At 71.6% G+C, this 22,048-nt stretch carries 21 protein-coding genes; 8 read left to right on the top strand and 13 right to left on the bottom strand.

Annotation, left to right across the window (positions count from 1 at the left end):
* Positions 1-13: 13 nt before the first annotated feature.
* Positions 14-1,675: an alpha-amylase family protein gene (locus BMW85_RS41570; RefSeq protein WP_091092759.1), complete on the top strand. Its 1,662-nt coding sequence runs from the start codon at positions 14-16 to the stop codon at positions 1,673-1,675.
* Here the strand turns inward: BMW85_RS41570 and BMW85_RS41565 are convergent.
* A complete protein-coding gene (locus BMW85_RS41565; protein WP_091092758.1) occupies positions 1,662-2,258 on the bottom strand; it encodes a TetR/AcrR family transcriptional regulator in 597 nt (198 codons plus the stop codon). The two genes, BMW85_RS41570 and BMW85_RS41565, sit on opposite strands and share 14 nt — an antisense overlap.
* A 73-nt stretch (positions 2,259-2,331) precedes the next feature.
* On the opposite strand from BMW85_RS41565, the gene BMW85_RS41560 reads away from it, so the two are divergent.
* Positions 2,332-3,102 carry an alpha/beta fold hydrolase gene (locus BMW85_RS41560; RefSeq protein ID WP_091092756.1) on the top strand — a complete coding sequence of 257 codons (771 nt, stop codon included), beginning with the start codon at positions 2,332-2,334 and terminating at the stop codon, positions 3,100-3,102.
* Positions 3,103-3,138: 36 nt separating this feature from the next.
* Positions 3,139-4,905 carry a bifunctional metallophosphatase/5'-nucleotidase gene (locus tag BMW85_RS41555; RefSeq protein WP_091092754.1) on the top strand — a complete coding sequence of 589 codons (1,767 nt, stop codon included), beginning with the start codon at positions 3,139-3,141 and terminating at the stop codon, positions 4,903-4,905.
* Here BMW85_RS41555 and BMW85_RS41550 read toward each other — a convergent pair.
* From BMW85_RS41550 to BMW85_RS41535, 4 genes are all read right to left on the bottom strand, one after another.
* Positions 4,902-5,642: a cytochrome d ubiquinol oxidase subunit II gene (locus tag BMW85_RS41550; RefSeq protein WP_091092753.1), complete on the bottom strand. Its 741-nt coding sequence runs from the start codon at positions 5,640-5,642 to the stop codon at positions 4,902-4,904. The genes BMW85_RS41555 and BMW85_RS41550 overlap by 4 nt on opposite strands.
* Positions 5,643-5,652: 10 nt before the next feature.
* Positions 5,653-6,906, bottom strand: a complete 1,254-nt coding sequence (locus BMW85_RS41545) for a cytochrome ubiquinol oxidase subunit I (protein WP_091092751.1) — start codon at positions 6,904-6,906, stop codon at positions 5,653-5,655.
* A gap of 98 nt (positions 6,907-7,004) precedes the next feature.
* Entirely contained in the window at positions 7,005-7,673 is a 669-nt protein-coding gene (locus BMW85_RS41540; RefSeq protein ID WP_091092750.1) for a response regulator transcription factor, read from the bottom strand.
* Positions 7,670-8,794: a sensor histidine kinase gene (locus BMW85_RS41535; RefSeq protein ID WP_245775370.1), complete on the bottom strand. Its 1,125-nt coding sequence runs from the start codon at positions 8,792-8,794 to the stop codon at positions 7,670-7,672. Before BMW85_RS41535 ends, BMW85_RS41540 begins: the two co-directional genes overlap by 4 nt.
* 31 nt (positions 8,795-8,825) lie before the next feature.
* Here BMW85_RS41535 and BMW85_RS41530 point away from each other — a divergent pair, with 31 nt between their 5' ends.
* Complete coding sequence (locus BMW85_RS41530) at positions 8,826-9,047, top strand: hypothetical protein (RefSeq protein WP_143082585.1); 222 nt, start codon at positions 8,826-8,828, stop codon at positions 9,045-9,047.
* Here BMW85_RS41530 and BMW85_RS41525 read toward each other — a convergent pair.
* From BMW85_RS41525 to BMW85_RS41490, 8 genes are all read right to left on the bottom strand, one after another.
* Complete coding sequence (locus BMW85_RS41525; RefSeq protein WP_218156171.1) at positions 9,039-9,941, bottom strand: fatty acid desaturase family protein; 903 nt, start codon at positions 9,939-9,941, stop codon at positions 9,039-9,041. The genes BMW85_RS41530 and BMW85_RS41525 overlap by 9 nt on opposite strands.
* 191 nt (positions 9,942-10,132) lie before the next feature.
* Complete coding sequence (locus BMW85_RS52175; RefSeq protein WP_091092744.1) at positions 10,133-12,994, bottom strand: AfsR/SARP family transcriptional regulator; 2,862 nt, start codon at positions 12,992-12,994, stop codon at positions 10,133-10,135.
* A 13-nt stretch (positions 12,995-13,007) separates the two neighbouring features.
* Positions 13,008-13,223, bottom strand: coding sequence for a hypothetical protein (locus BMW85_RS41515; RefSeq protein WP_091092743.1), 216 nt, complete (start codon positions 13,221-13,223; stop codon positions 13,008-13,010).
* A 57-nt stretch (positions 13,224-13,280) separates the two neighbouring features.
* Positions 13,281-13,598: a DUF3140 domain-containing protein gene (locus BMW85_RS41510; RefSeq protein WP_091092742.1), complete on the bottom strand. Its 318-nt coding sequence runs from the start codon at positions 13,596-13,598 to the stop codon at positions 13,281-13,283.
* A 228-nt stretch (positions 13,599-13,826) separates the two neighbouring features.
* Positions 13,827-14,837: a LacI family DNA-binding transcriptional regulator gene (locus tag BMW85_RS41505; RefSeq protein WP_091092740.1), complete on the bottom strand. Its 1,011-nt coding sequence runs from the start codon at positions 14,835-14,837 to the stop codon at positions 13,827-13,829.
* A gap of 86 nt (positions 14,838-14,923) precedes the next feature.
* Positions 14,924-15,193, bottom strand: a complete 270-nt coding sequence (locus BMW85_RS41500) for a sulfurtransferase TusA family protein (protein WP_091092738.1) — start codon at positions 15,191-15,193, stop codon at positions 14,924-14,926.
* A gap of 100 nt (positions 15,194-15,293) precedes the next feature.
* Complete coding sequence (locus BMW85_RS41495) at positions 15,294-15,893, bottom strand: NYN domain-containing protein (protein ID WP_091092737.1); 600 nt, start codon at positions 15,891-15,893, stop codon at positions 15,294-15,296.
* A 209-nt stretch (positions 15,894-16,102) separates the two neighbouring features.
* The gene (locus BMW85_RS41490; protein ID WP_091092735.1) at positions 16,103-17,116 is read right to left on the bottom strand and encodes a LacI family DNA-binding transcriptional regulator; all 1,014 of its coding nucleotides are present in this window, start codon (positions 17,114-17,116) and stop codon (positions 16,103-16,105) included.
* A gap of 110 nt (positions 17,117-17,226) precedes the next feature.
* Between BMW85_RS41490 and BMW85_RS41485 the strand changes: the two genes are divergently transcribed.
* Genes BMW85_RS41485 through BMW85_RS41470 form a run of 4 tightly spaced genes read left to right on the top strand, consistent with a single transcriptional unit; the run spans position 17,227 to position 21,983 of the window.
* Positions 17,227-18,507: an ABC transporter substrate-binding protein gene (locus BMW85_RS41485; protein WP_091092734.1), complete on the top strand. Its 1,281-nt coding sequence runs from the start codon at positions 17,227-17,229 to the stop codon at positions 18,505-18,507.
* Positions 18,508-18,515: 8 nt separating this feature from the next.
* On the top strand, positions 18,516-19,418 hold the full coding sequence (locus tag BMW85_RS41480; protein WP_245775369.1) for a carbohydrate ABC transporter permease: 903 nt from the start codon (positions 18,516-18,518) through the stop codon (positions 19,416-19,418).
* The gene (locus BMW85_RS41475) at positions 19,415-20,179 is read left to right on the top strand and encodes a carbohydrate ABC transporter permease (RefSeq protein ID WP_091092730.1); all 765 of its coding nucleotides are present in this window, start codon (positions 19,415-19,417) and stop codon (positions 20,177-20,179) included. The genes BMW85_RS41480 and BMW85_RS41475 overlap by 4 nt, the downstream gene beginning before the upstream one ends.
* Positions 20,172-21,983, top strand: coding sequence for a glycoside hydrolase family 127 protein (locus BMW85_RS41470; RefSeq protein ID WP_091092729.1), 1,812 nt, complete (start codon positions 20,172-20,174; stop codon positions 21,981-21,983). The genes BMW85_RS41475 and BMW85_RS41470 overlap by 8 nt, the downstream gene beginning before the upstream one ends.
* Positions 21,984-22,048: the final 65 nt, after the last annotated feature.

Genomic DNA, 22,048 nt, shown 5'->3' with positions numbered 1-22,048 from the left:
TAGTCGGGGGGTCATGCGACTGACGTACACCTCTGACGTCTGGTGGAAGAACGCCGTCGTCTATTGCCTGGACGTGGAGACCTTCAAGGACGGCAATGGTGACGGCGTCGGCGATTTCCGCGGGCTCACGCAGCAGATCGACTATCTCGCCGGGCTCGGCGTGACGTGTCTGTGGCTGATGCCGTTCTTCCCGACCCCCAACCGGGACGACGGGTACGACATCACCGACTTCTACAGCATCGACCCCCGCCTCGGCACGCTGGGCGATTTCGTGGAGTTCATGCGCACCGCCCACGACCGTGGCATGCGCGTCATCGCCGACCTCGTCGTCAACCACACCTCCGACCAGCACCCCTGGTTCAAGGAGTCGCGGAAGAGCAAGAGCTCGCCGCTGCGCGACTGGTATGTCTGGTCCGACAAGCCGGAGCCGGACGACCCGAGCAAGGTGGTCTTCCCCGACAAGGAGGACTCCCTCTGGGAGTGGGACAACCGTTCCAAGCAGTACTACCTGCACAGCTTCTACAAGCACCAGCCCGACCTCAACGTGGCCAACCCCGAGGTCAGGGACGAGATCACCCGCATTCTCGGGTTCTGGATGGAGCTCGGCCTGTCGGGCTTCCGGGTGGACGCCGTCCCGTTCCTCATCGAGAACGTCGACCCGAAGCTGCCCGATCCGCACGAGTTCCTTCAGGACATGCGGGCGTTCATGACCCGCAGGAAGGGTGGCTCGATCCTGCTCGGCGAGGTCAACGTGCCCTACGAGGACTTAGTCGCGTACTTCGGCGACGGGCTCGGCGACCAGGTCACCATGTGCTTCGACTTCATCAGCATGCAGAGGGCGTGGCTGTCGCTGGCCCGCCAGAACGCCGGCCCCCTCGCCGACGCCCTCCGCGAGCGCCCGGAGCCGCCGAAGGACTGCCAGTGGGCCATGTTCCTCCGCAACCACGACGAGCTCACCCTCGACAAGCTGACCGACGAGGAGCGGCAGGAGGTCTTCGACGCGTTCGGTCCGGAGAAGGACATGCAGATCTTCGGCCGGGGCCTGCGCCGCCGGTTGCCGACGATGCTCGGCGGTGACCTGCGCCGCGTCAAGATGGCCTACAGCCTGCTGTTCTCCCTGCCCGGCACCCCCGTCATCTTCTACGGCGAGGAGATCGGCATGGGCGAGAACCTCGACGAGGAGGGCCGGCTCGCGGTCCGCGTCCCGATGCAGTGGACGCGGGACGGCGGCTTCAGCCCGGCCGAGCCGGTGCGCGAGGTGCCGGAGGGCTCCTTCGCTCCCGAGCGGGTCAACGTCGCCGACCAGAAGCGGGACACGGCCTCGTTGCTGCGCTGGTTCCAGCTGCTCATCGAGCGTTACCGGGAGTGCCCGGAGCTGGCGTGGGGGACGTACACCGTGCTGGACGCCGGGCACCACGCGGTCTTCGCGCACCGCTGCGACGCCGACGGCGCCACGGTCGTGGTGGCGCACAACCTGTGCGACACGGCGGTGGACGCCGAGCTGGAGCTGGCGGGGCTGGAGGGTCAGCAGCTCACGGACCTGCTGGTGGACGGCACGCTCGACGTGTCGGCCGACGCCAAGGTGAAGCTGCCGCTGGAGCCGCACGGCTGCCGCTGGCTGCGGGCCTCGCCGCCGGAGATCGCGCCCGAGGACGCCGGCGTCATGTCGCAGTAGTAGGGGGATAGGCCGCCATGGCGAGGGCGGCGATCCGCCGGAGCTCGGCGGGTCCCGCCCCGTCGCGCGACTGCGTCGACATGCCCTGGATGACGCAGGCGTAGAAGGCGGCCAGCCCGGCCGTGTCGGTGCCGGCCGGGATGCGGCCCGCCGCGAGGTCGTCGTCGATGCGCCGTTTCAGCGCGGCCGTGGCCTCGTTCCTGTGGTCGCGCAGCAGCTCCTCCACCTCGGCGGACTCCGGCCCGCAGTTGACCGCCGAGGAGACGATCATGCAGCCGGGCGGATGCGCGGCGTCGGCGTACTCGGCCGCGGCCTCTCGCAGCACGCGCTCGATCGCCTGCCGCCCGGTCGGCTCCTCGGCCAGCGCGCGGGTGGTGAAGGCGCCGTAGGTGCGCTGGTAGCGGGCGATGACCTCCTCGAACAGGCGGCGTTTGTCGCCGAAGGCGGCGTACAGGCTGGGCGGTCTGATGCCCATCGCGGCGGTGAGCTGGGCGATCGAGGTCGCCTCGTAGCCGTGCCGCCAGAACGCCCGCAGCGCCTGCTCCAGCGCGAGGTCCCGGTCGAATGTCCGCTGCCTGGCCATGCCGTCATTCTATAGCGATCGCTATGTTATGGTGCTTTCTGTAGCGATCACTAAAGAAACTTCGAGGAGAACGATGCCCCTCGCGCAGCACCCCGCGGGCCCCGTCCACTACGGCCGCGCCGGCGAGGGCCCCGGGCTGGTCCTGGTGCACGGCACCGGCGGCGACGCCGCGACCAACTGGGGCCACCTCGTGCCCGGCCTGAGCGACGTGCGCACCGTCATCACCCCCGACTACGCGGGCAGCGGGGCCACCGCCGACCCCGGCGGCGAGCTCACGCTGGACCTGCTCGCCGGGCAGGTCGCCGCCGCCTTCGAGGGCCCGTCCGACCTCGTGGGGTTCTCCCTGGGGGCGGTCGTGGCCGCCGCGGTCGCCGCCGAGCGGCCCGAGCTGGTCCGGCGGCTGGTGCTCATCGCGGGCTGGACGCACCTCGCCGACGACCGGCTCGCACTCGGCCTGCGCACCTGGGCCAGGCTCGCGCGCACCGACCCCGAGAGCTTCGCCGCGTACGGGCCGCTGGTGGGCTTCAGCCCCGAGTTCGTCCGAAAGGCCGGCGTCGCGGCGCTCATGGGCGAGCCGCCGCGCGGCACGCTCCGCCAGATCGAGCTGGACCTCAGGGTGGACGTCCGCGACCTGCTCCCCAAGATCACCGCCCCCACCCTGGTCATCGGCAACACCCGCGACCACCTCGTCCCGGTCGAGCACGCCCGCGCGCTGCACGCCGCCATCCCCGGCAGCGAGTACGCCGAGCTCGACAGCGGCCACGTCGTCCTGCACGAGCGCCCGGCCGAGATCACCGCGCTGATCCGCGAGTTCGTGACACGGGAGCCGTTGGGCGAGTCGTAACCGCCGAGTAATTTGTGGTGGTTACCCTCCAGGCACATGCAGACCAAGAAGCTCGCCCTCGCCGGGACCGCCGCGCTGACCGCGCTGGCCCTGGCGGCGCTCCCGGCTCAGGCCGGGGCCGCTCAGGCCGGGCCCACGAAGACGGTCACCGTCACCGTCATGGGCACGTCCGACCTGCACAGCAACGTCCTCAACTGGGACTACTTCAAGGACGCCGCCTACGCCGACAGCGCCGGCAACAGCGTCGGCCTGGCCAAGGTCTCCACGCTGGTCAACACGATCAGGGCCGAGCGCGGGCCGGGCCACACGCTGCTGTTCGACTCCGGTGACACGATCCAGGGCACCCCGCTCGCCTACTACTACGCCAAGATCGAGCCGATCACCGAGACCGGCGCCACCCACCCGATGGCCAAGGCCATGAACGCCATCGGCTACGACGCCGTGACCCTGGGCAACCACGAGTTCAACTACGGTCTGCCGCTGCTGGCCACCTGGATCAAGCAGATGAAGGCCCCGGTGCTCGGCGCGAACGCCGTGCACGCGAAGTCGGGGCTGCCCGCGTACGAGCCGTTCGTGATCAAGACCATGAAGGTCAAGGGCGAGAAGCCGATCAAGGTCGGGGTGCTCGGCCTCACCAACCCCGGCGTGGCCATCTGGGACAAGGCCAACGTCGAGGGCAAGCTGCGCTTCACCGACCTGGTCGACTCGGCGAAGAAGTGGGTGCCGGTCATCCGCGGCCTCGGCGCGGACGTGGTCGTCGTGACCGCGCACGCGGGCGACAACGGCATGTCCTCCTACGGCGGCGACCTGCCCGTCGAGAACGCCTCCGCCCTGGTCGCCGAGCAGGTGCCGGGCATCGACGCGGTGCTGTTCGGGCACGCGCACAACGACGTGCCGCAGAAGTTCGTCACCAACAAGGTCACCGGGCAGCAGGTGCTGCTCACCGAGCCGGGCCGGTGGGGGCAGCGGCTGTCCCGGCTGGACTTCCAGCTCGCCAAGCAGCGCGGCAAGTGGGTCGTGACCGGCAAGTCCTCGGCCACGATCAACACCAACACGGTCGCCGAGGACCCGAAGATCGTCTCGCTGCTGAAGCCGCAGCACGACACCACCGTCGGCTACGTCAACAAGGTCGTGGCCAAGTCGGCTCAGGAGCTGTCGGCGGCCGAGTCGCCGTACAAGGACACGCCGATCCTCGACTACATCCAGCAGGTGCAGACCGAGACGGTGAAGCAGGCGCTGCCGGACAACACGCTGCCGGTGCTGTCGATCGCGGCCCCGTTCAGCCGCTCGGCGGTCTTCCCCGCCGGTGACGTCCGGGTCAGGGACGTCGCGGGCCTCTACGTCTACGACAACACGCTGCTGGCGATCAAGCTGACGGGCGCGCAGATCAAGGACTACCTGGAGTACTCGGCGAAGTACTTCAACCAGCTCGCCCCCGGGGCTCCGGTGGACGTGGCCACGCTGACCAACGCCTCCGGCACCCCCGACTACAACTACGACCAGCTCTCCGGCGTCTCGTACGACATCGACGTCAGCAAGCCGGTCGGCCAGCGCATCGCGAACCTGACCTACGACGGGCAGCCGCTCCCGGCCGGCAAGGAGTTCGTGGTCGCGATCAACAACTACCGGCAGTCGGGCGGCGGCGGCTTCCCGCACGTCACCACCGCCCCCGTCCTCTACAACGCGCAGGTGGAGATCCGCCAGGCGCTCATCGAGTACGCCACCGCCAAGGGCACCATCGACCCGGCCGACTTCGCCGCCCCGAACTGGAAGCTCACCAGGGAGGGCGTCCCCGTTTTCTAAAGGTACGAAGGCCCGGTGACCCGGTGCCGGAAGGTCCACCACACCCAGCCCTGGGACGCCACCAGGAACGGGATGAGCGCCAGGACCACCGGCACCAGCACCGGGCCCGACGTGCCCGGATGCAGCGGGAGGCGCAGCCCCGCCAGCACCCCGACGGCCAGCAGCGCCGCCGCCGTCAGCGCGTACGCCCGCGCCTCCCCGCCCCCGCCCGTGAGCACGCCCGCCCGCTCGCGCAACGCGCCGCGCAGCCGCAGCGCCGCGAACGTCAGCCCGTGCGTGCCGAACAGCGCGGCCACCACCAGCGCGGGCACCATCGCGACCGGCCCCTCCAGCCCGAGCAGCACGCGGCTGAGCAGCAGCCCCCAGGTCAGGGCGAGCCCCCAGCTCCCGGCCACGGTCGCGCCGTCACAGAACGCCTGCCAGCCGGGCCGAGGCAGCCGCCCGCGCAGCCACAGCCCCATGTCGCGGATCACCCACGCCAGCACGAGCCCGACCACCAGCGTGTAGTTGCCGCTCAGCAGCTCGCCCTCCAGCTCGGGGAAGAGCCCGGCGAGCACCCCGGCGGTGGCGACCAGCCACACCTCGTTGCCGAGGAAGAACGGCGCGATGGCGGCGATCACCTCGCGCCGCTCGTCGCCGGAGCGCCCCAGGTAGGGCAGCGCCATGCCGACCCCGATGTCGGCACCGGCCAGCACGAGGTAGCCGAGGGCGAAGAAGGCCAGAATGAAGATCTCCATGACGGCTCCTCTAGAACGTGGGGACGGGGGCGGGGGCGGGCTCGGCCGGCCGGTCGCCCAGCACGACCGCGCCGGGACCGCGCCGGGCGTGCCGGGCCAGCAGCCAGTAGTTGATCGCGATGAGCACCGCGAACACCGTCGTGAACGCGGCCAGCGACACCCGCACCTGCACCGCGGTCAGCGGCGACATGGCATCGGCCGTGGTGAGCAGGCCGTAGACGGCCCACGGCTGGCGTCCCACCTCCCGGAACACCCATCCGGCCAGCATCGTGACGAACGGCACCGGGATCATCAGCGTCAGCAGCCAGTGCCAGGGCCGGAAGGACCGTACGGCCGGCCGGAACGCCATGAGCAGCACGCTCAGCCCCGCCACCACGATCATGACCACCCAGAGCACCATCATCAGCACGCCCGCCACCCGCACCGGGCCGACCGGCGGCAGGTAGTCGCCGGGCCCGTGCAGGGCCGCCATCGTGGCCTGCGTCTCGGCCATCAGCTGCGTCCGGTTCGCCCACACGGAGCTCTTCGACGGCTGCAGGTAGGAGAACTGCAGCCCGCCGAACGTCACCGTGAACATCGCCGCCGGCAGCGCCAGCCCGAGCCCGAGCCGCAGCGACTTGCGGAAGAAGTCCTGCTCGGCGGTGCGCTTGCGCAGGTGGTAGGCGCTCACGCCGGCCATGAAGAACCCGCCGGTGAGCAGCGCCCCGCCCAGGACGTGCCAGAACGCGAGCTGCGCGGCCGGGTTGCCGACCATCGCCCCGAAGTCGGCCAGCCGCAGCGCCCCGCCCTCCAGCACGTGGCCGACCGGGCGCTGCAGGAAGCCGTTCGCCACCATGATCCAGAACGCCGACGCGTACGCGGTCAGCGTCACCACCCAGATCAGCGCCAGGTGCGCCCACCGGTTCAGCCGGTTCCAGCCGAAGATCCACAGCCCGAGGAACGTCGACTCGACGAAGAACGCCACCAGCGTCTCGATGGCCAGCGCCGAGCCGAAGACGTTGCCCGCGTACTCGGTGAGCCCGCTCCACGCCAGCCCGAGCTGGAACTCCATGACCAGGCCGGTGACGATGCCCATCGCGTAGTTGATGAGGTAGAGCTGGCCCCAGAACCGGGTCATCCGCTGATGGATCGGGCTGCCGGTCACCGTCGCCCGGGTCTGGAGCACGGCCACCAGGGTCGCGAGGCCCAGGGTGAGCGCGACGAAGAGAAAGTGCGCGCCCGCCGTGAGCGCGAACTGCAGGCGAGCGAGATCCACCGTTTCCATGCCGGCAAGCCTCCGGTCACGGCACCGGTCGCCGCGTCATGCCGGGGCGGGCATCCGGCGTACGCCCGGGGATGCAGGCGGGTCCCCGGGCGTACCGCTCAGGTGGTAAGCCAGCCGGGCGTGATCATCCCGGCCTCGTAGGCGAGCACCACGAGCTGGGCCCGGTCGCGCGCCGCCAGCTTGGTCATGATGCGGCTGACGTGCGTCTTCGCCGTGGCCGGGCTCAGCACCAGCCGGGTGGCGATCTCGTCGTTGGACAGCCCGGCGGCGACCAGCGTCATCACCTCCCGCTCGCGCTCGGTCAGCGCGTTGAGCCGCGGGCCGGGCTCGGGCCGCTTCACCCGGCCGGCGAACTCGGCGATCAGCCGCCGGGTGACCGACGGCGAGATCAGCGCGTCGCCCCTCGCCACCACCCGGACCGCGTGGATGAGCTCGGCCGGCTCGGTGTCCTTGACGAGGAAGCCGCTCGCGCCCGCCCGCAGCGCCCCGTAGACGTAGTCGTCCAGGTCGAACGTGGTCAGGATGATCACCTTGACGCCGTCGAGCCGCGGGTCGCCGGCGATCCTGCGGGTGGCCTCCAGACCGTCCAGCTCGGGCATGCGGATGTCCATGAGCACGACGTCGGGCCGGTGCTCGCGGGCCCCGGCCACGGCGACCTCGCCGTTGGGGGCCTCGGCGACGACCTCGATGTCGTCCTCGTCGCTGAGTATGGACCGGAAACCCGCCCGTACCAGGGTCTGGTCGTCGGCGAGCATGACGCGGATCATCGAACTCCCTCGATCGGCAGGCGGGCGACCACGCGGAAGCCGCCTTCGGGGCGCGGACCGGCCTCCAGCGTGCCGCCGAGCGCGGTCGCGCGCTCGCGCATGCCCTGCAGGCCGAAGCCGCTGCCTCCGTCGTACGTGACACCGGGGCCGTCGTCCTCCACGCGGACGACGAGCTCCCCGTCCCGGCAGGCGGCCGAGAGCCGGGCCTCGGCCGCGCCGGAGTGGCGGGAGACGTTGGTCAGCGCCTCCCTGATGATGCGGGCGGCGGCGAGGTCCACCTCGGTGGGCAGGGCGTCGAGCGGCCCGTCCAGCTCCGTGCGCACCGTCAGGCCCGAGGCGGCGACCAGCGCGTCCATCCTGGCCAGGCTGTCGGCGGGCGCGGTCGGCACGCCCTCGTCCACCTGCCGCAGCACCCCCAGCGTGGTACGCAGCTCCCGCAGCGTCTCCTTGCTGGTGTCCTTGATCGTGCGCAGCGCCTGCTCGGCCTCCTCCGGCCGCTTCTTCAGCCCGTGCAGCGCCGCCGCGGCCTGCACGTTGATCATGGAGATGTTGTGCCCGAGCACGTCGTGCAGCTCCCTCGCGATGCGCAGCCGCTCCTCGCTCGCCCGCCGCAGGGCCTCCTCCTCCTTGCTGTGCTCGGCGTCGGCCGCCCGCCGCTCCGCCTCCAGCAGATAGGCCCGCCGCGTCCTGGTCACCCCGCCGAACGCCACCGCCGCCACCACCCAGCCGCCGATCGCGATGAACATCGTGTCGTCCACGTGCCGGGTGCCGCCGGACTCGCCGACCCCCATGGCCAGCAGCAGCGTGCCCCCGGTGGCGACCGCCGCGGTGAGGTGCCCGAGGTCGGCCGCCGTGTAGAGCGCCACGAACGCCAGCACCAGCAGGGGCCCGTCGAGCCGCCCCCACGGGTAGTAGAGCGCCACGCAGAGCGCGACCACGATCAGCGCCGCGACCGGGAACCTGCGCCGGGCCAGCGTCGCCGCGCTCGCCACCACCGGCAGCAGCACGTCCAGCAGGTTGAGCGGCCGTGACGGGCCGAGCATGGCGGTGACCACCGTGCCCACCGCCACGACGCCCACCGCCGCGAGTGACGCCATCGTGCTGGTGGAGGGCTTTCGCATGTCTTCCATTCTGTACGGGTACCGTCCGTGAATGAGCATCAAGGAAGAGTTGCGCCGGCTCGACGAGGAGCTGGCCCGGCTGCGCGCGGAGAACCAGGACATCCGCGCGCAGATCCGGGACATGGGCGCGACCGACCAGATCGAGAAGGCCGCGGTGATCAGCCAGGCGGACGAGCAGGTCGAGCTGATCGCGGAGCTGGAACGCCGCCGCGACACCCTGGTCGCCCGCCTGGAGGAGGAGGGGTCAGCGTAGCGAGGCGCCCACCTCGTGCAGATGGCCCAGCGCCTGCCGGTAGGAGGCGAACAGGCCGGTCTGCAGATAGCTGACGCCTATCTCCGCGCAGTAGTCCTCCACGATGGGCTGGGCGCGGCGCAGGTTCGGCGCGGGCATGTTCGGGAACAGGTGGTGCTCGATCTGGTAGTTGAGCTGGCCGAGCAGGACGTCACGGACCGGGCCGCCCCGCACGTTGCGCGAGGTGAGCACCTGCTTGCGCAGGAAGTCGAGCTTGTCCTCCTTGGTGAGCACGGGCATGCCCTTGTGGTTCGGCGCGAACGTGCACCCCAGGTAGAGCCCGAACAGCCCCTGGTGCACGGCCAGGAACGCCAGCGCCTTGCCCGGCGGCAGCACCGCGAAGACCGCGCCGAAGTAGGCCGCGAAGTGCGCCGCGAGCAGCCCCAGCTCCTGCCACCGCCGCCGCGCCCCCGGCTTGAGCAGCGCCTTCACGCTGGCCACGTGCAGGTGCCAGGCCTCCAGCGTGAGCAGCGGCAGGAACCAGAACGCCTGGTGGCGGGCGACGAGCCTGGGCAGGCCCCGGCTCCTCGCGACCTGGTCCGCCGAGAAGACGATGACCGCGGGCGAGACGTCCGGATCGTGGTCCTCGTGATTGGGGTTGGCGTGGTGACGGTTGTGCTTGCTGTTCCACCAGCCCCAGCCGAGCCCGACCGCGAGGTTGCCGAACAGCAGGCCCGCGAGGTCGCTGGGCGGGCGGGTACGGAAGACCTGGCGGTGGCCGAGATCGTGGGCGAGGAAGCCGAACTGGCTGAACACCACCGCCAGCAGCGCCGCCACCAGCAGCTGCAGCCACGAGTCGCCCACCAGGGCGAACAGCACCCAGGAGGCCACGTAGACGGCGACGCAGACGCCCATCCGGACCGCGTAGTAGACGGGACGCCGGTCCAGCAGCCCGGCGTCCGCGATGCGATGGGCCAGCCGGGAGAAATCGCTTCCCCTAGCGTCCAGCGTGCCAGGACTGGCCACAGCTCTCCTTCCTCACGGATTCATTGTTGCCACCCTGACGTATCGGACACCAGGAGGGAAGCTTCGCAGGTCGTGGCCTTTCAACGGTACGCCAGCGACCCCAGCGCGTGCCGCTCCGGGTCCGGCCGCGCCGCGCCCCTCTCCATGGCCGCCTCGAAACCGGCCGCGCCCAGCGCTTCCCGGCAGCGCGCGGCGAGGGCGGTCACGTACGGGTCGGCCGACTCGGCGATCCCGCGCAGCGCCCGCGCCGCGCCCAGCAGCTCGGCCGCCGGCGCCGGCTCCAGGTGCCCGGCCACGCCCTCCAGCACCGTCGCCCGTACCGTCCGGTCCGAGCAGCCGGCCATCAGCTCCAGCGCCGCGCGCAGCGGACGGCCAGGCTCGGCCACCCGGGCCAGCTCGACCTGGAGCAGCGCCCTGAACTGCGGGCTCGCCTCGACGTCCAGGGCGAGCGCGGCCTCGAGCAGCCGCCGCGCTTCCGCCGGGTCGCCGCCGCGCCTGGCCAGCTCGGCGCGGGCGTGCAGCACCCGGGCCAGCGGCTCGGGGTCCCGCGAACGTTCCGCGGCCTCCTGCGCCCGCGCCAGCGCGCCGGCCGCGCCCGCGAGGTCGCCCGCCCGGCACTTGAGCTGCCCCAGCCGCAGCAGGTACGACATCGGCCCGAGCGCCACCTCCTCCAGCCCCGGCAGCCCCGGCGACCCCGCCACCCCCGGCGTCTCGGTGAGCGCGACGGCGGCGGCGAAGTCGCCGCGGTTCTCGGCCGCCAGCGACAGCCAGTAGGAGGCCGCCCACTGGCCCCACCGGTCACCGGTCCCGCGGAAGCCCTCCAGCGCGGGCTCCAGCAGGTCCTCCGCGCCTGCCACCGCGCCGTACTCGAACCGCACCAGGCCCGCGACCAGCAGCGCCGCCGACCTGACCCACGGGTCGGGATGGTCGCGCAGCCGCTCGGCGCCCCGCTCCGTGAGCGCCACGACGTCGTCCGGGGTGCCCAGCACGGCCCCCATCGCCCAGAAGTTCAGCGCCGCCGGATGGTCGGAGCCGCGCACCGCCTCCGACGCCCGCTCACCCGCCAGCATCCGGCAGAGCCCGTGCGCCAGCTCCCTGCCCGGCGGCGGCACGTCCCCGACCCGGGCGAGCACCGCGGCTGCCTGCTCGCGGATCTCCCGCAGCCGGGCCCGCATGATCCACGGCCACAACAGCGGCAGGATCAGCCGCAGCGGGTCCTCGGCGTGGCGCAGCGCCGCCTCCAGGTTGCCGTGCTCGGCGTCCAGCACCGCCAGCCAGGCGAACTGCGCGCCGGTACGCAGGTGCGGCTCGGCGCGCTCGGCCAGCTCCGTGTAGTGGAGTGCGTGGGCGCGGCGCAGCTCGGGCAGGTCGGCGGCGGCGTACTGGCGGATCGTCTCCAGCATCGTGTAGCGGTCGCCGGACACCGCGACGAGCGACTTGTCCACCAGCGAGGACAGCAGGTCCAGGCCACCTCCGCAGACCCGGGCGATCGCCTCGTACGTCGCGCCGCCCGAGAAGACGGTCAGCCCGCGCAGCAGCTCGCGCTCGGCGTCGGAGAGCAGGTTCCAGCTCCAGTCGATGACCGCGCGCAGCGTACGGTGGCGCGGCTCGGCGGTGCGCCCGCCGCGCAGGGCCAGCCGGTCGCCGAGCTGCTCGACCAGCAGCGGCACCGGCATCGTGCGCAGGCGGGCGGCGGCCAGCTCGATGGCGAGCGGGATGCCGTCCAGCTCCCGGCAGATCCACGCCGCCCGCTCCGGCTCCACCCGCAGGCCGGGCCTGGCCGCCGCGGCCCGCGCCGCGAACAGCGCGACGGCCTGCGCCTCCGGCAGCGGCGGGACGGGATGGACGCTCTCGCCGGGGATGTCGAGCGGCTCCCGGCTGGTGGCCAGGATCCGCAGGTCCGCGACCTCCGCCAGCAGCCGCCCCGCCACCCTGGCGGCCTCCTCGACCACGTGCTCGCAGTTGTCGAGCACGATCAGCGCCCCGGCCCCGCGCAGCGCCGCCGCCGGATCGCTGGTCCGCAGCACGCTCTCCACCGCGGCACGGACCCCGTCGGCGGACGCCAGCTCCACCAGCCACACCCCGCCGGGCGCGACCACCCCGCCGGCCACCTCCAGCGCCAGCCTCGTCTTGCCCGCGCCGCCCGCGCCGGTCAGGGTGACCAGCCGGGCCCCGCCGCCGAGCAGGGCGCGCAGGCGGGCCACGTCGCCGTCCCGGCCCACGAAGCTCGTCACCTGGGCGGGCAGGTTGCCGCGCGGCGCGGCCGGCGGCTCCCGCAGCGCCTCCAGGTGGGCCTCGCGCAGCTCCGGCCCGGGGTCCGCGCCCAGCTCGTCGTCCAGTGCGGCCCTGATCCGCTCGAAGACGGCCAGCGCCTCACCCCGCCGCCCGACCGCCGACAGCGCCCGCATCAGCAGCGCGTGGAACGGCTCCCGCAGCGGGCAGGCCGCCGCCAGCCCCTCCAGCTCCGCCACCAGCCCCTCCATTGCCGGACCGGCGGTGGACAGGTCGTGGGCGATCCTGGCGGCGAGCGCGGTCAGCCGCAGCTCCTCCAGCCGCACCGCCGGCCCCGCCGCGAACGGCAGGTCCGCCGCGTCCGCCAGCGCCGGGCCCCGCCAGAGCGCCAGCGCCCGGTGCGCCTCGCCGTCGCGTACGAGCTGCTCGAACGCCCACGCGTCCACCTCGCCCGGCGGCACGTCGAGCAGGTAGCCGGCGGGATGGGAGCCGATGACGCCAGGGGCCTCGCGCCGGGCCCGCGACACCAGGGACTGCAGCGCCGCCGCCGGATGCGCGGGCGGCTCGTCCGGCCAGAGGTCGTCGATCAGCCGGTCGGCGGGGACGACCCGGCCGGGGTCGAGCGCGAGGCGTACGAGCAGGGCCCGCACCCTGGCCCCGCCCACCCGCGCGCCCGCCACCTGCAGCGGCCCCAGAATCCCGACCCGCATCGGCCCGGGAGCCCTAGGAGTCGGCGGAGAGCCGGTCGAAGAGCTGGAGCGCGGCCTCGCGCACCTCCTGGGGGGAGAGCCCGTCGAGGGTCGCCCTGGCCTGGTCGATGTCGCGGGTGGTGGCGAGCGTGATGGCCACGGACGAGGCGGCGGCGCGGTCGATCGATCCCGTCGGGGCGGCGTCGGCCAGCTCTTGGGCGCTCGCGGCGAGGTCGAGGTTGTCTCTCAACGGATCTCCTCGGATGGACGAAGACCCATTCTTGCAGTGCGCGCCCCCGGTAGGGGGTCAGCCTCGCAGCGGGTCGTGGCCGACGGACATCAGCTCGCGCCGCGACTCGTCGTCCGTCCGGCCGTTCAGGGTCTCGACGAGCTCGACGACCTGCCGCATCACGTCGAGGTCGGTTCTGGTGAGATCGCCCTTGCGCTTGCTCAGGACGTGCAGCACGCCCCGCCCGAGCTCGTCGATGCCGAGGTCGGGGTCGGGCGGGAAGCCCTCCTCGTCCGAGGCTTCCGTCAGCAGATAGGAACGCAGCTCCTCCGAGTTCATGTTGACCGCGCGGTGGAACTCTTCCCAGAGCAGATCGGTGTCAAGGCTCTCAGTCATGGGGGCCGCCTACCCCGCAGACCTGGCGTTACGCGCCCGTCCAGATTCGTGGCGACATAGAGGTATTCGACCGTCAGTGCGCGTGCTCAGTGAGGTCGGACCCGCCGCGAAGGAGGGGGCGGCACGTGTCGCGCGCGGGGCCAAGCGGTCTGCCAGCCGCCGGCCCCGCCCGCGCGACACGTGCCGAGACGCCCGGAATGCGACAGTCGGGCCGGGCGCCCCGGAACGTCACAGTGGGGCCGGGCCGGTGCTGCCGCGCGGCGTGAGCGCCGCCGCCTGGTCCTCGTACGGAGGGACGCTCTCCCCGGCGATCAACGCGAGCAGCCGCTGCGCCGCGTGCGCCCCGTAGGCCGCGATGTCGCGGGTGAGCGCCGTCAGCGGCGGCCGGACGACCCGCGACAGCGGCGAATCGTCCCAGGCCACCACGGACAGGTCGCGCGGCACCTCGACCCGCATCTCCTGGGCCACCGAGAGCCCGGCCACGGCCATGATGTCGTTGTCGTAGATGATCGCCGTCGGCCGGTCGGGCGAGCTGAGCAGGCGGCGGGTGGCGCGCGCGCCCTCCTCGCCGGTGTAGTCGGTGTGGACCGTGACCGGCTCGGCCACCCCCTGGCACGCCTCGGCGAAGGCCCGGTCGCGCAGCGCGGTGTGCACCAGCTCGGGCAGCCCCGCCACCCGGGCGATGCGCCGGTGGCCGAGCGCCACGAGGTAGCCGACGGTCTCGCGGACGGCCTGCCCGTCGTCGGACCAGATCGCCGACAGCGAGCCCGACTCCGACGGGTGCCCGATGACCACGGCCGGCATGCCGAGCCGCTCCAGCTCGCCGACCCGGGTGTCGGAGGTGTGCAGGTCGACGACGAAGACGCCGTCGATGCGGCTCTCGCCCCACCAGCGCCGGTAGACCTCGCTCTCCTGCTGGTGGCTGGTGACGACCTGGAGCAGCAGCGCGTACGACCGGTCGGCCAGCACCCCCTCGATGCCGCTGATCAGCTCCATGAAGAACGGCTCGACGCCGAGGACGCGGGCGGGGCGGCAGAGCGCCAGCCCCACGCAGTCGGCGCGGGCCCCGTTGAGCGCCCGCGCGGCGCTGTTGGGCCGCCAGCCGATCTCCTCGGCGATGGCGACGATCCTGGCCCGTGTCGCCTCCGACACGCCGGGCTGCCCGTTGAGCGCGTAGGACACCGCCACTTTGGAGACGCCCGCCCTGCTGGCGATGTCGGCGATCGTCGGTCGCTTCACGGACTCCCTCTCTTGACCTGGCTCCCGCTCTGAACCGGGTAACCGCCTCTACTGTAGGCCACCCCGAACAGACGCCCGTTAACCGGTCAAGCCATGTGCCAGGGCCGCGCGTCCTGCGTCTCGTGCGCCTCCTCCGCCACCCGCAACGCGAACGTCGGCCGCTCGGCCCCCTCGACCGGCCCCAGATAGGTGTGCCCGGTCAGATGACACCAGGCCGGCAGATCGACGGGCGCGGCCGGGTCGGTGGCGATCAGATGGATCACGGCCCCGGGGCCGGCGCGGCGTACGTGACCGCGCAACTCGATGAGGAGCTGCACGCACAACTTGTCGCCGCCGTCGACAACGAGATCAGCCATGCCTCCAGGAAATCACCCCTCGAGCCCTGCACGCGCCGGCCCCTCCACGAACTGCTTCTGTCGCCGCGACCAGGACAGGGCGGCGCGGCGTCCCTCGCCGTTAGATGTACCTGGTGCGGTCGCGTACGTCCTCGAAGTCGAGCTCGGACAGGAAATGGCAATAGGGCAGATATCGCTTCATCTTGAGTTCATCGGGGAACCAAAGAGGGTTCTTACCGGTCCAAGCCGCGATCTCGATCTTCGGTTTTGTCTCGCGGAACGCCATCTCGATCGCCGGCAACAGGTCCGTATCACTGGTGAAGACCACCGCAACGTCGTACTCGGCACGTAGCGCGGTCTCCACGAGCGAGATCGCCAAAGCGACATCCACGCCCTTCTCGCGAGGCCGTTCCTTGGGCCAGCCTCGATAGTTCAGGGGGCGCCGAATCATGGTCACACGTGGATCCCGGCTCCAAGCCGCGCTCTGCGCGTCGTTCGCGGCGGCCGGCGTCGGCTCGTGCTCGGGATTGGGCCGTCCGCGGAACACCCTCACTCCCTGGAGAAGGCCGCCATGCTTCCTTTTCTCCACAATCCGCTCAGCCACCGCCAGCGGATGTACCAAGGTCTGGTGCACCGGAACCCCGAACCTGGGTGCGAAGCACTCATGTGCTGCCAAATGGACGTTCTGATAGTCGAGAAAGACCTCAACGCGGTCTGTCATTCACGCCTCCCGGCATGAAAAAGCCCCGCCAATCCCAGAGGACGGCGGGGAGCAATGAAGTCAGCATACCTTGCCGTCCAGGGACCCGCCAACCTGAATGGCGAGGTGGGGGCATGGTCGAGCCCTTATTCTACCGCGAAGGAATACGAAGGGTAAGGGAAAGTTATACGGACCGTATGCGCCGTTCCGGGCGAGCCCGCGCCAAGGAGTCAGGAGATGCCGGGTGGGGAGGTGGAGTCGCGGATGACGAGTTGGCAGGGCATCTTGTGGACGCCGGGCGTCGCCTTGCCGTCGATGGCGGCGAACAGGTGCTGGGCCGCGGTCCGGCCCAGTGACTCCAGGTTCATGTCCACGGTCGTCAGTGCCGGGCGGGTCTCCGTGGACAGGACCTCCCAGTTGTCGTAGCCGACGACCGCGATGTCGTCGGGCACCCGGCGGCCGCGTTCGCGGGCCGCCTCGACGAAGCCGGCGGCGATCTGGTCGCTGCCGCAGAAGACGGCGTCGATCTCGGGCTCGGACATCAGCAGCATCTCGGCGGCGTGCCGGCCCCAGCGTTGCGACCACGGGCCGGAGAGGGTCTGGCCGGCCTGGGGGAGGCCGGCCGCCTCCAGGGCGAGGCGGACGCCCTCCTCGCGGTCGCGGGCGGCCTTGTAGTGGGTGGGGCCGGTGACGTGCGCGATGCGGCGGCGGCCGAGGGCGAGCAGGTGGTTGACGGCCATGGCGGCGGCGCCCACGTCGTCGGGCACGAACGAGACGTCCTCCGGGTCCTCGGAGGGGCCGTAGGCGTAGACGACCGGGACCGGCAGGTCCTTGCTCACGGACGGCCGCGGGTCGGTGCTCTCGCCCACGACGATGAGCCCGTCGACGCGGCGTGACAGCAGCGCCCGCAGGTGGTGCTGCTCCCTGATGGCGTCGCCGCGGGCGTCGCAGAGCAGCACGGCCATCTCGCCGGCGCCGAAGGCGTTCTCGGCGCCGAGCAGCACCGGGATGCCGAACCGGCCGACGCTGTCGGAGGTCAGCAGCCCGACCGTGCGTGTCTGGCCGGACAGCAGCCCTCTGGCGAGGGCGTTCGGCTGGAAGGAGAGCTGGGCCGCGGCGGCGAGCACCCGCTCGCGCGTGGCGGCCCGTACGTCCTGCCGCCCGTTCAGCGCCTTGGACGCCGTGGCGATCGACACCCCCGCCAGCGAGGCCACATCGTTGATGGTCGCCCGCTTAGTCGCCATGCTTCGAAACCCTTTTCGGTCGCTGTGAACTGCTTAGCACCCTAGCACCCATTGACAGAGGTCCGTGTTTCTTCTACGTTTCCGAAAACCTTTAAGTCCAGGAGCACAACATGAGACGAAGGCTGGCCGGGATCTCCCTTCTCGGTGTGTTAGCGCTCACAGCGGCGGCCTGCGGAAACAGCGGGAACGGCGGTGACAGCGGGGGCGGCGGCACCCAGGAGGCGGGCCCCGTCACGATCACGATGTGGACCCGCGCCGCCACGCAGACCCAGAGCGAGCGGCTGGTCCAGCAGTACAACAAGACCCACAAGAACCAGGTCAAGCTCACCGTCATCCCGACGGACAACTATCAGCCGCGCATCGCCGCCGCGGCCGGCGCCAAGCAGCTCCCCGACGTGTTCGCGGCCGATGTCATCTTCGTCCCGAACTACACCTCCCAGGGCCTGTTCCTCGACATCACCGACAGGGTGACGGCTTTGCCGTACAAGGACAAGCTCGCCCCCTCGCACATCAAGCTGGGCACGCTCGACGGCCGCATGTACACGCTGCCGCACACCCTCGACCTGTCGGTCTGGTTCTGGAACAAGGACCTGTACGAGAAGGCCGGCCTCGACCCCGAGCAGGGCCCGAAGTCGCTGAAGGAGTTCGCCCAGCAGGCCACCGCCGTCCAGGAGAAGCTGGGCGCCGACGGCAAGGTCCACGGCACGTTCTTCGGCGGCAACTGCGGCGGCTGCTACGTCTTCACCTTCTGGCCCTCCGTCTGGGCCGCCGGCGGCCAGGTCATGAACGCCGAGGGCACCCAGTCGCTCAACGACCAGCCCGCCATGACCGAGGTCTTCAAGATCTGGCGCGAGCTTTACGAGAAGAAGGTCACCGGCCCGACCGCCAAGGAGGAGCAGGGCCCGACCTGGACGGGCTTCTTCCCGAAGGGCGAGATCGGCGTCATGCCGATGCCCTCGACCACGCTCGGCCTGATGCCGAAGGAGATGAAGATCGGCGTCGCCCCGATCGCCGGCCCGGACGGCGGCGAGTCGACGTTCGTCGGCGGCGACTCGATCGGCATCAGCTCCACCACCAAGAACGCGGACGCCGCATGGGAGTTCCTGTCCTGGACGGTCGGCGACGAGGCCCAGGTCGAGGTCATGGCCAAGAACAAGGACGTGCTCGCCCGCACCGACCTGGCCGGCAACAAGTACTCGTCCGAGGACCCGCGCGTGGTGCTGATCAACTCGCTGGTGGCGAAGGGCCAGACCCCGTACGCCCTGCGCTTCGGCCAGACCTTCAACGACCCGCAGGGCCCGTGGCTGCGCTACGCCCGTGAGGCCGTCTTCGGCGACGCCTCCAAGCTCGGGCAGCTCAACGCCGAGATCACGAAGTCGCTGCAGCAATGACCTTGACGATGACCCGTTCCGGGCGGCGGGCGGCCCATGGCGCGCCCTCCGCCCGGTGGCGGAGCAGGAGGATCCAGGGCTGGCTGTACGCGGCCCCGACGGCCGTCATCGTGGGCGTGCTCTTCCTCGCGCCCCTGGTGCTGGTGGTCTGGATGTCGCTCAACCGCTGGCCCCTGCTCGGCGCCCCGGCGTTCAACGCGCCGGACAACTACACCAAGATCGCCGACAACCCGCTCTTCGTCGACGCGGTGCTCTTCACGCTGAAGTACACCGCCCTCACCACCGTCCTGCTGTCGGCGGTGGCGCTCGGGCTGGCCCTGCTGGTGCAGGACCGCAGGCCCGGCATCGGGTTCTTCCGCACCGCGTTCTTCCTGCCGGGCGCGGTCGGCTTCGCCGCGGCGGGCCTGCTGTTCTACGGCATGCTGAACAACGACTTCGGCCCCATCGACCCGATGCTCCAGGCCATCGGCCTCACCAGCGAGCCGGTCAAGTGGATCGGCACCCCGAACATGGCGCTGTTCTCCACGATCACGCTGGTCATCTGGCGCTTCGCCGGGTTCAACATGCTCATCCTGCTCACCGGCCTGCAGGCCATCCCGACCGAGGTGTACGAGGCCGCCCGCAGCGACGGCGCCAACCGCCTGCAGATCTTCACCAGGATCACCCTGCCGCTGCTGCGCCCGACGCTGGCCCTGATGCTCATCCTCAGCGTGACGGGCTCGCTGCTCGCCTTCGACCAGTTCTTCGTCTTCACCAACGGCGGCCCGGACAACAGCACGGTGTCGATGGTCATGGTCGTCTACCGGGACGCCTTCTTCCGCTTCGACCTCGGCGGCGCGGCGGCGCTGTCGGTCGTGCTGCTCGTGGCCCTCGTCGGCCTCAACACCTTCATGATGCGGAGGCTGCGATGAGTCGCTATCTCACGCTGTCGGCGCTGGCGGTGCTGTTCCTGTACCCGCTGGTGTGGAGCGGTTGGGCGTCGCTGGAGGACCCGTCCAACTACCTGGAGATGGCCGCCTTCGGCGAGGGCGTCGGCACGTACGCGACCAACAGCATCCTCGTCTCCACCATGACCGTCGCCGGCACGCTGGTCGTCTCGGCGCTCGGCGGCTACGGCTTCGCCCGCTTCGACTTCCCCGGCAAGAACGTGCTGTTCCTGGCCACGCTGGCGATCCTCATGGTGCCGTACGCGACCATCCTCATCCCGCTCTACGTGCTGCTCGGCTACCTCGGCCTGCAGAACTCGCTCGTCGGGCTGTCGCTGGTGTTCGTGATGTTCCAGCTCCCGTTCGCGCTGTTCATGATGCGCAACGCGTTCGAGGCGCTGCCGCGCGAGCTGGAGGAGGCGGCGCTGGTGGACGGCTGCGGCACGTTCCGCGCCTTCTCCAGCATCCTGCTCAAGGCGGTGCGGCCGGCGCTGATCACGGTCGGGCTGTTCGCCTTCCTCGCCTCGTGGAACGACTTCTTCGCGCCGCTCATCCTGCTCAACGACGGCGCGTCGTTCACGCTGCCGGTGGCCGTGGTCAGCATGACGCAGCGCACGTTCGGCGCCGTCGACTACGGCATGCTCCAGGCCGGCGTCATGGTCATGGCCATCCCCTGTCTCGTCCTGTTCATCGTGCTGCAGCGCCACTACGTGCGCGGATTCATGTCAGGAGCTCTGCGTGGCTAACCCTGTCCTGCCCTCCTCGGGCGTCCTGTCCCCGCTCGGCCTCGACGCGGTACGCCTCTCGCCCGGTTTCTGGGGCGACCGGGTGGCGCTCAACCGCGAGGTCACGATCGCCCACTGCCAGGAATGGGAAGAGCGCGAAGGTTGGATCGGCAACTTCCGCGGCGAACGCCCGAGGCGGGGCCGCGAGTTCAGCGACTCGGAGATCTACAAGCTGCTGGAGGCCATGGCCTGGGCGGACCATCCGGGGCTGCCCGCGCTGGCCGAGACCGTGGCGGGCGCCCAGGAGGGCGACGGCTACCTGAACACCCGCTGGTCCGGCAGCCGCTACACCGACCTGGAGTGGGGCCACGAGCTCTACTGCTACGGCCACCTAATCCAGGCCGGGGTCGCCCGGCTGCGCACGCATGGCGAGGACACGCTGACCCGGGTCGCGGTGCGGGCCGCCGACCACGTGTGCCGCCGCTTCATGGAGGGCACGCAGACCTGCGGGCACCCGGTGATCGAGATGGCGCTGGTCGAGCTGTACCGGGTGACGGGGACCGAGCGCTACCTGGAGATGGCCCGCCGCTTCGTCGAGCGCCGCGGCCTGCCCGCGCTCGCCGACATCCCCTTCGGCCGCGCCTACTACCAGGACGACCTGCCGGTACGGCAGGCCCAGGTCTTCCGCGGCCACGTCGTACGGGCGCTCTACCTGGCCTCCGGCGTCGTGGACGTGGCCGTCGAGACCGGCGACGAGGAGCTGCTGAAGGCGGTCGAGGCGCAGTGGGAGCGCACGGTGGCCCGGCGTACGCACCTGACCGGCGGCATGGGCTCGCGTCACGCGGACGAGTCGTTCGGCGAGGACTACGAGCTGCCGCCCGACCGGGCCTACAACGAGACCTGCGCGAGCATCGCCTCCGTCATGTTGTCCCACCGGCTGCTGCTGGCGACCGGCGACGTGCGCTACGCCGACCTGGCCGAGCGGACGCTCTACAACATGCTGGCCACCGGCGTCGCGCTGGACGGCCGCTCGTTCTTCTACGCCAACCCGCTGCAGGTGCGGGTGCCCGCCGTGCCGCTCGACGGGGTGAACCACGCCCCCGAGGGCGGGCTGCGCTCGCCCTGGTTCGACGTCTCCTGCTGCCCGAACAACATCGCCCGCACGCTGGCCTCGCTGCCCGCGTACGTCGCCACGGCCACGGCCGACGGCATCCAGATCCACCACCCGACGCCGGCCGAGATCCGGCACGGGGAGCTCGCGGTCAAGGTGGAGACCGGCTACCCGTGGGACGGCGTGGTGACCGTACGGGCGCTCACCGGCGGCAGGGGCAGGATCGCGCTGCGCGTCCCCGCCTGGGCGGCCGGCGCGCGGCTCACGCACCGCGGCGAGGTGCGCGAGGTCGTCCCCGGGTACGCGGTCGCCGACGGCCCCTGGCGGACCGGCGACGAGCTGCGGCTGGAGCTGCCGATGGGGCCGCGCTGGACGTTCCCCGACCGGCGCGTGGACGCGCTGCGGGGCAGCGCCGCCGTGGAGCGCGGGCCGCTGGTCTACTGCGCGGAGTCGGTGGCCGACGAGCCGCCGCTCGGCGACCTCGCCGCCCGCGTGGCCCCGCCGGTGGAGCACCACGTGAACGGGGTGGTCGAGCTGGAGGTCGCCGCGTCGCTCGGCGGCAGCAGCGAGCCGTCGGGCTGGCCGTACGGCCACGAGCCGGACGGGCGTCCTTCGGGTGCGGACGCCGGTCTGCGGCTGGTGCCGTACCACCGGTGGGGCAATCGCGGCCCCGCGACCATGCGCGTCTGGCTGCCGGTCGGGGCCGAGGAGTGACCGCGCGGAAGACGGCGCTGCTCGCGGTGCTGGCACTCACGGTCTCGCTCACCGTCGCGCCCGCT

It is taken from the genome of Nonomuraea wenchangensis (genome assembly GCF_900111685.1).
GTDB lineage: Bacteria > Actinomycetota > Actinomycetes > Streptosporangiales > Streptosporangiaceae > Nonomuraea > Nonomuraea wenchangensis.
The sequence above is the reverse complement of the archived record's forward strand: the minus strand, read 5'-3'. Positions and strand labels throughout refer to the sequence as shown.

Coding starts and splice junctions, on each gene's coding strand:
- BMW85_RS41570 (WP_091092759.1), top strand. CDS start 14: ATGCGACTGACGTACACCTCTGACGTCTGGTGGAAGAACGCCGTCGTC.
- BMW85_RS41565 (WP_091092758.1), bottom strand. CDS start 2,258: ATGGCCAGGCAGCGGACATTCGACCGGGACCTCGCGCTGGAGCAGGCG.
- BMW85_RS41560 (WP_091092756.1), top strand. CDS start 2,332: ATGCCCCTCGCGCAGCACCCCGCGGGCCCCGTCCACTACGGCCGCGCC.
- BMW85_RS41555 (WP_091092754.1), top strand. CDS start 3,139: ATGCAGACCAAGAAGCTCGCCCTCGCCGGGACCGCCGCGCTGACCGCG.
- BMW85_RS41550 (WP_091092753.1), bottom strand. CDS start 5,642: ATGGAGATCTTCATTCTGGCCTTCTTCGCCCTCGGCTACCTCGTGCTG.
- BMW85_RS41545 (WP_091092751.1), bottom strand. CDS start 6,906: ATGGAAACGGTGGATCTCGCTCGCCTGCAGTTCGCGCTCACGGCGGGC.
- BMW85_RS41540 (WP_091092750.1), bottom strand. CDS start 7,673: ATGATCCGCGTCATGCTCGCCGACGACCAGACCCTGGTACGGGCGGGT.
- BMW85_RS41535 (WP_245775370.1), bottom strand. CDS start 8,794: ATGCGAAAGCCCTCCACCAGCACGATGGCGTCACTCGCGGCGGTGGGC.
- BMW85_RS41530 (WP_143082585.1), top strand. CDS start 8,826: ATGAGCATCAAGGAAGAGTTGCGCCGGCTCGACGAGGAGCTGGCCCGG.
- BMW85_RS41525 (WP_218156171.1), bottom strand. CDS start 9,941: ATGGGCGTCTGCGTCGCCGTCTACGTGGCCTCCTGGGTGCTGTTCGCC.
- BMW85_RS52175 (WP_091092744.1), bottom strand. CDS start 12,994: ATGCGGGTCGGGATTCTGGGGCCGCTGCAGGTGGCGGGCGCGCGGGTG.
- BMW85_RS41510 (WP_091092742.1), bottom strand. CDS start 13,598: ATGACTGAGAGCCTTGACACCGATCTGCTCTGGGAAGAGTTCCACCGC.
- BMW85_RS41500 (WP_091092738.1), bottom strand. CDS start 15,193: ATGGCTGATCTCGTTGTCGACGGCGGCGACAAGTTGTGCGTGCAGCTC.
- BMW85_RS41495 (WP_091092737.1), bottom strand. CDS start 15,893: ATGACAGACCGCGTTGAGGTCTTTCTCGACTATCAGAACGTCCATTTG.
- BMW85_RS41490 (WP_091092735.1), bottom strand. CDS start 17,116: ATGGCGACTAAGCGGGCGACCATCAACGATGTGGCCTCGCTGGCGGGG.
- BMW85_RS41485 (WP_091092734.1), top strand. CDS start 17,227: ATGAGACGAAGGCTGGCCGGGATCTCCCTTCTCGGTGTGTTAGCGCTC.
- BMW85_RS41480 (WP_245775369.1), top strand. CDS start 18,516: ATGACCCGTTCCGGGCGGCGGGCGGCCCATGGCGCGCCCTCCGCCCGG.
- BMW85_RS41475 (WP_091092730.1), top strand. CDS start 19,415: ATGAGTCGCTATCTCACGCTGTCGGCGCTGGCGGTGCTGTTCCTGTAC.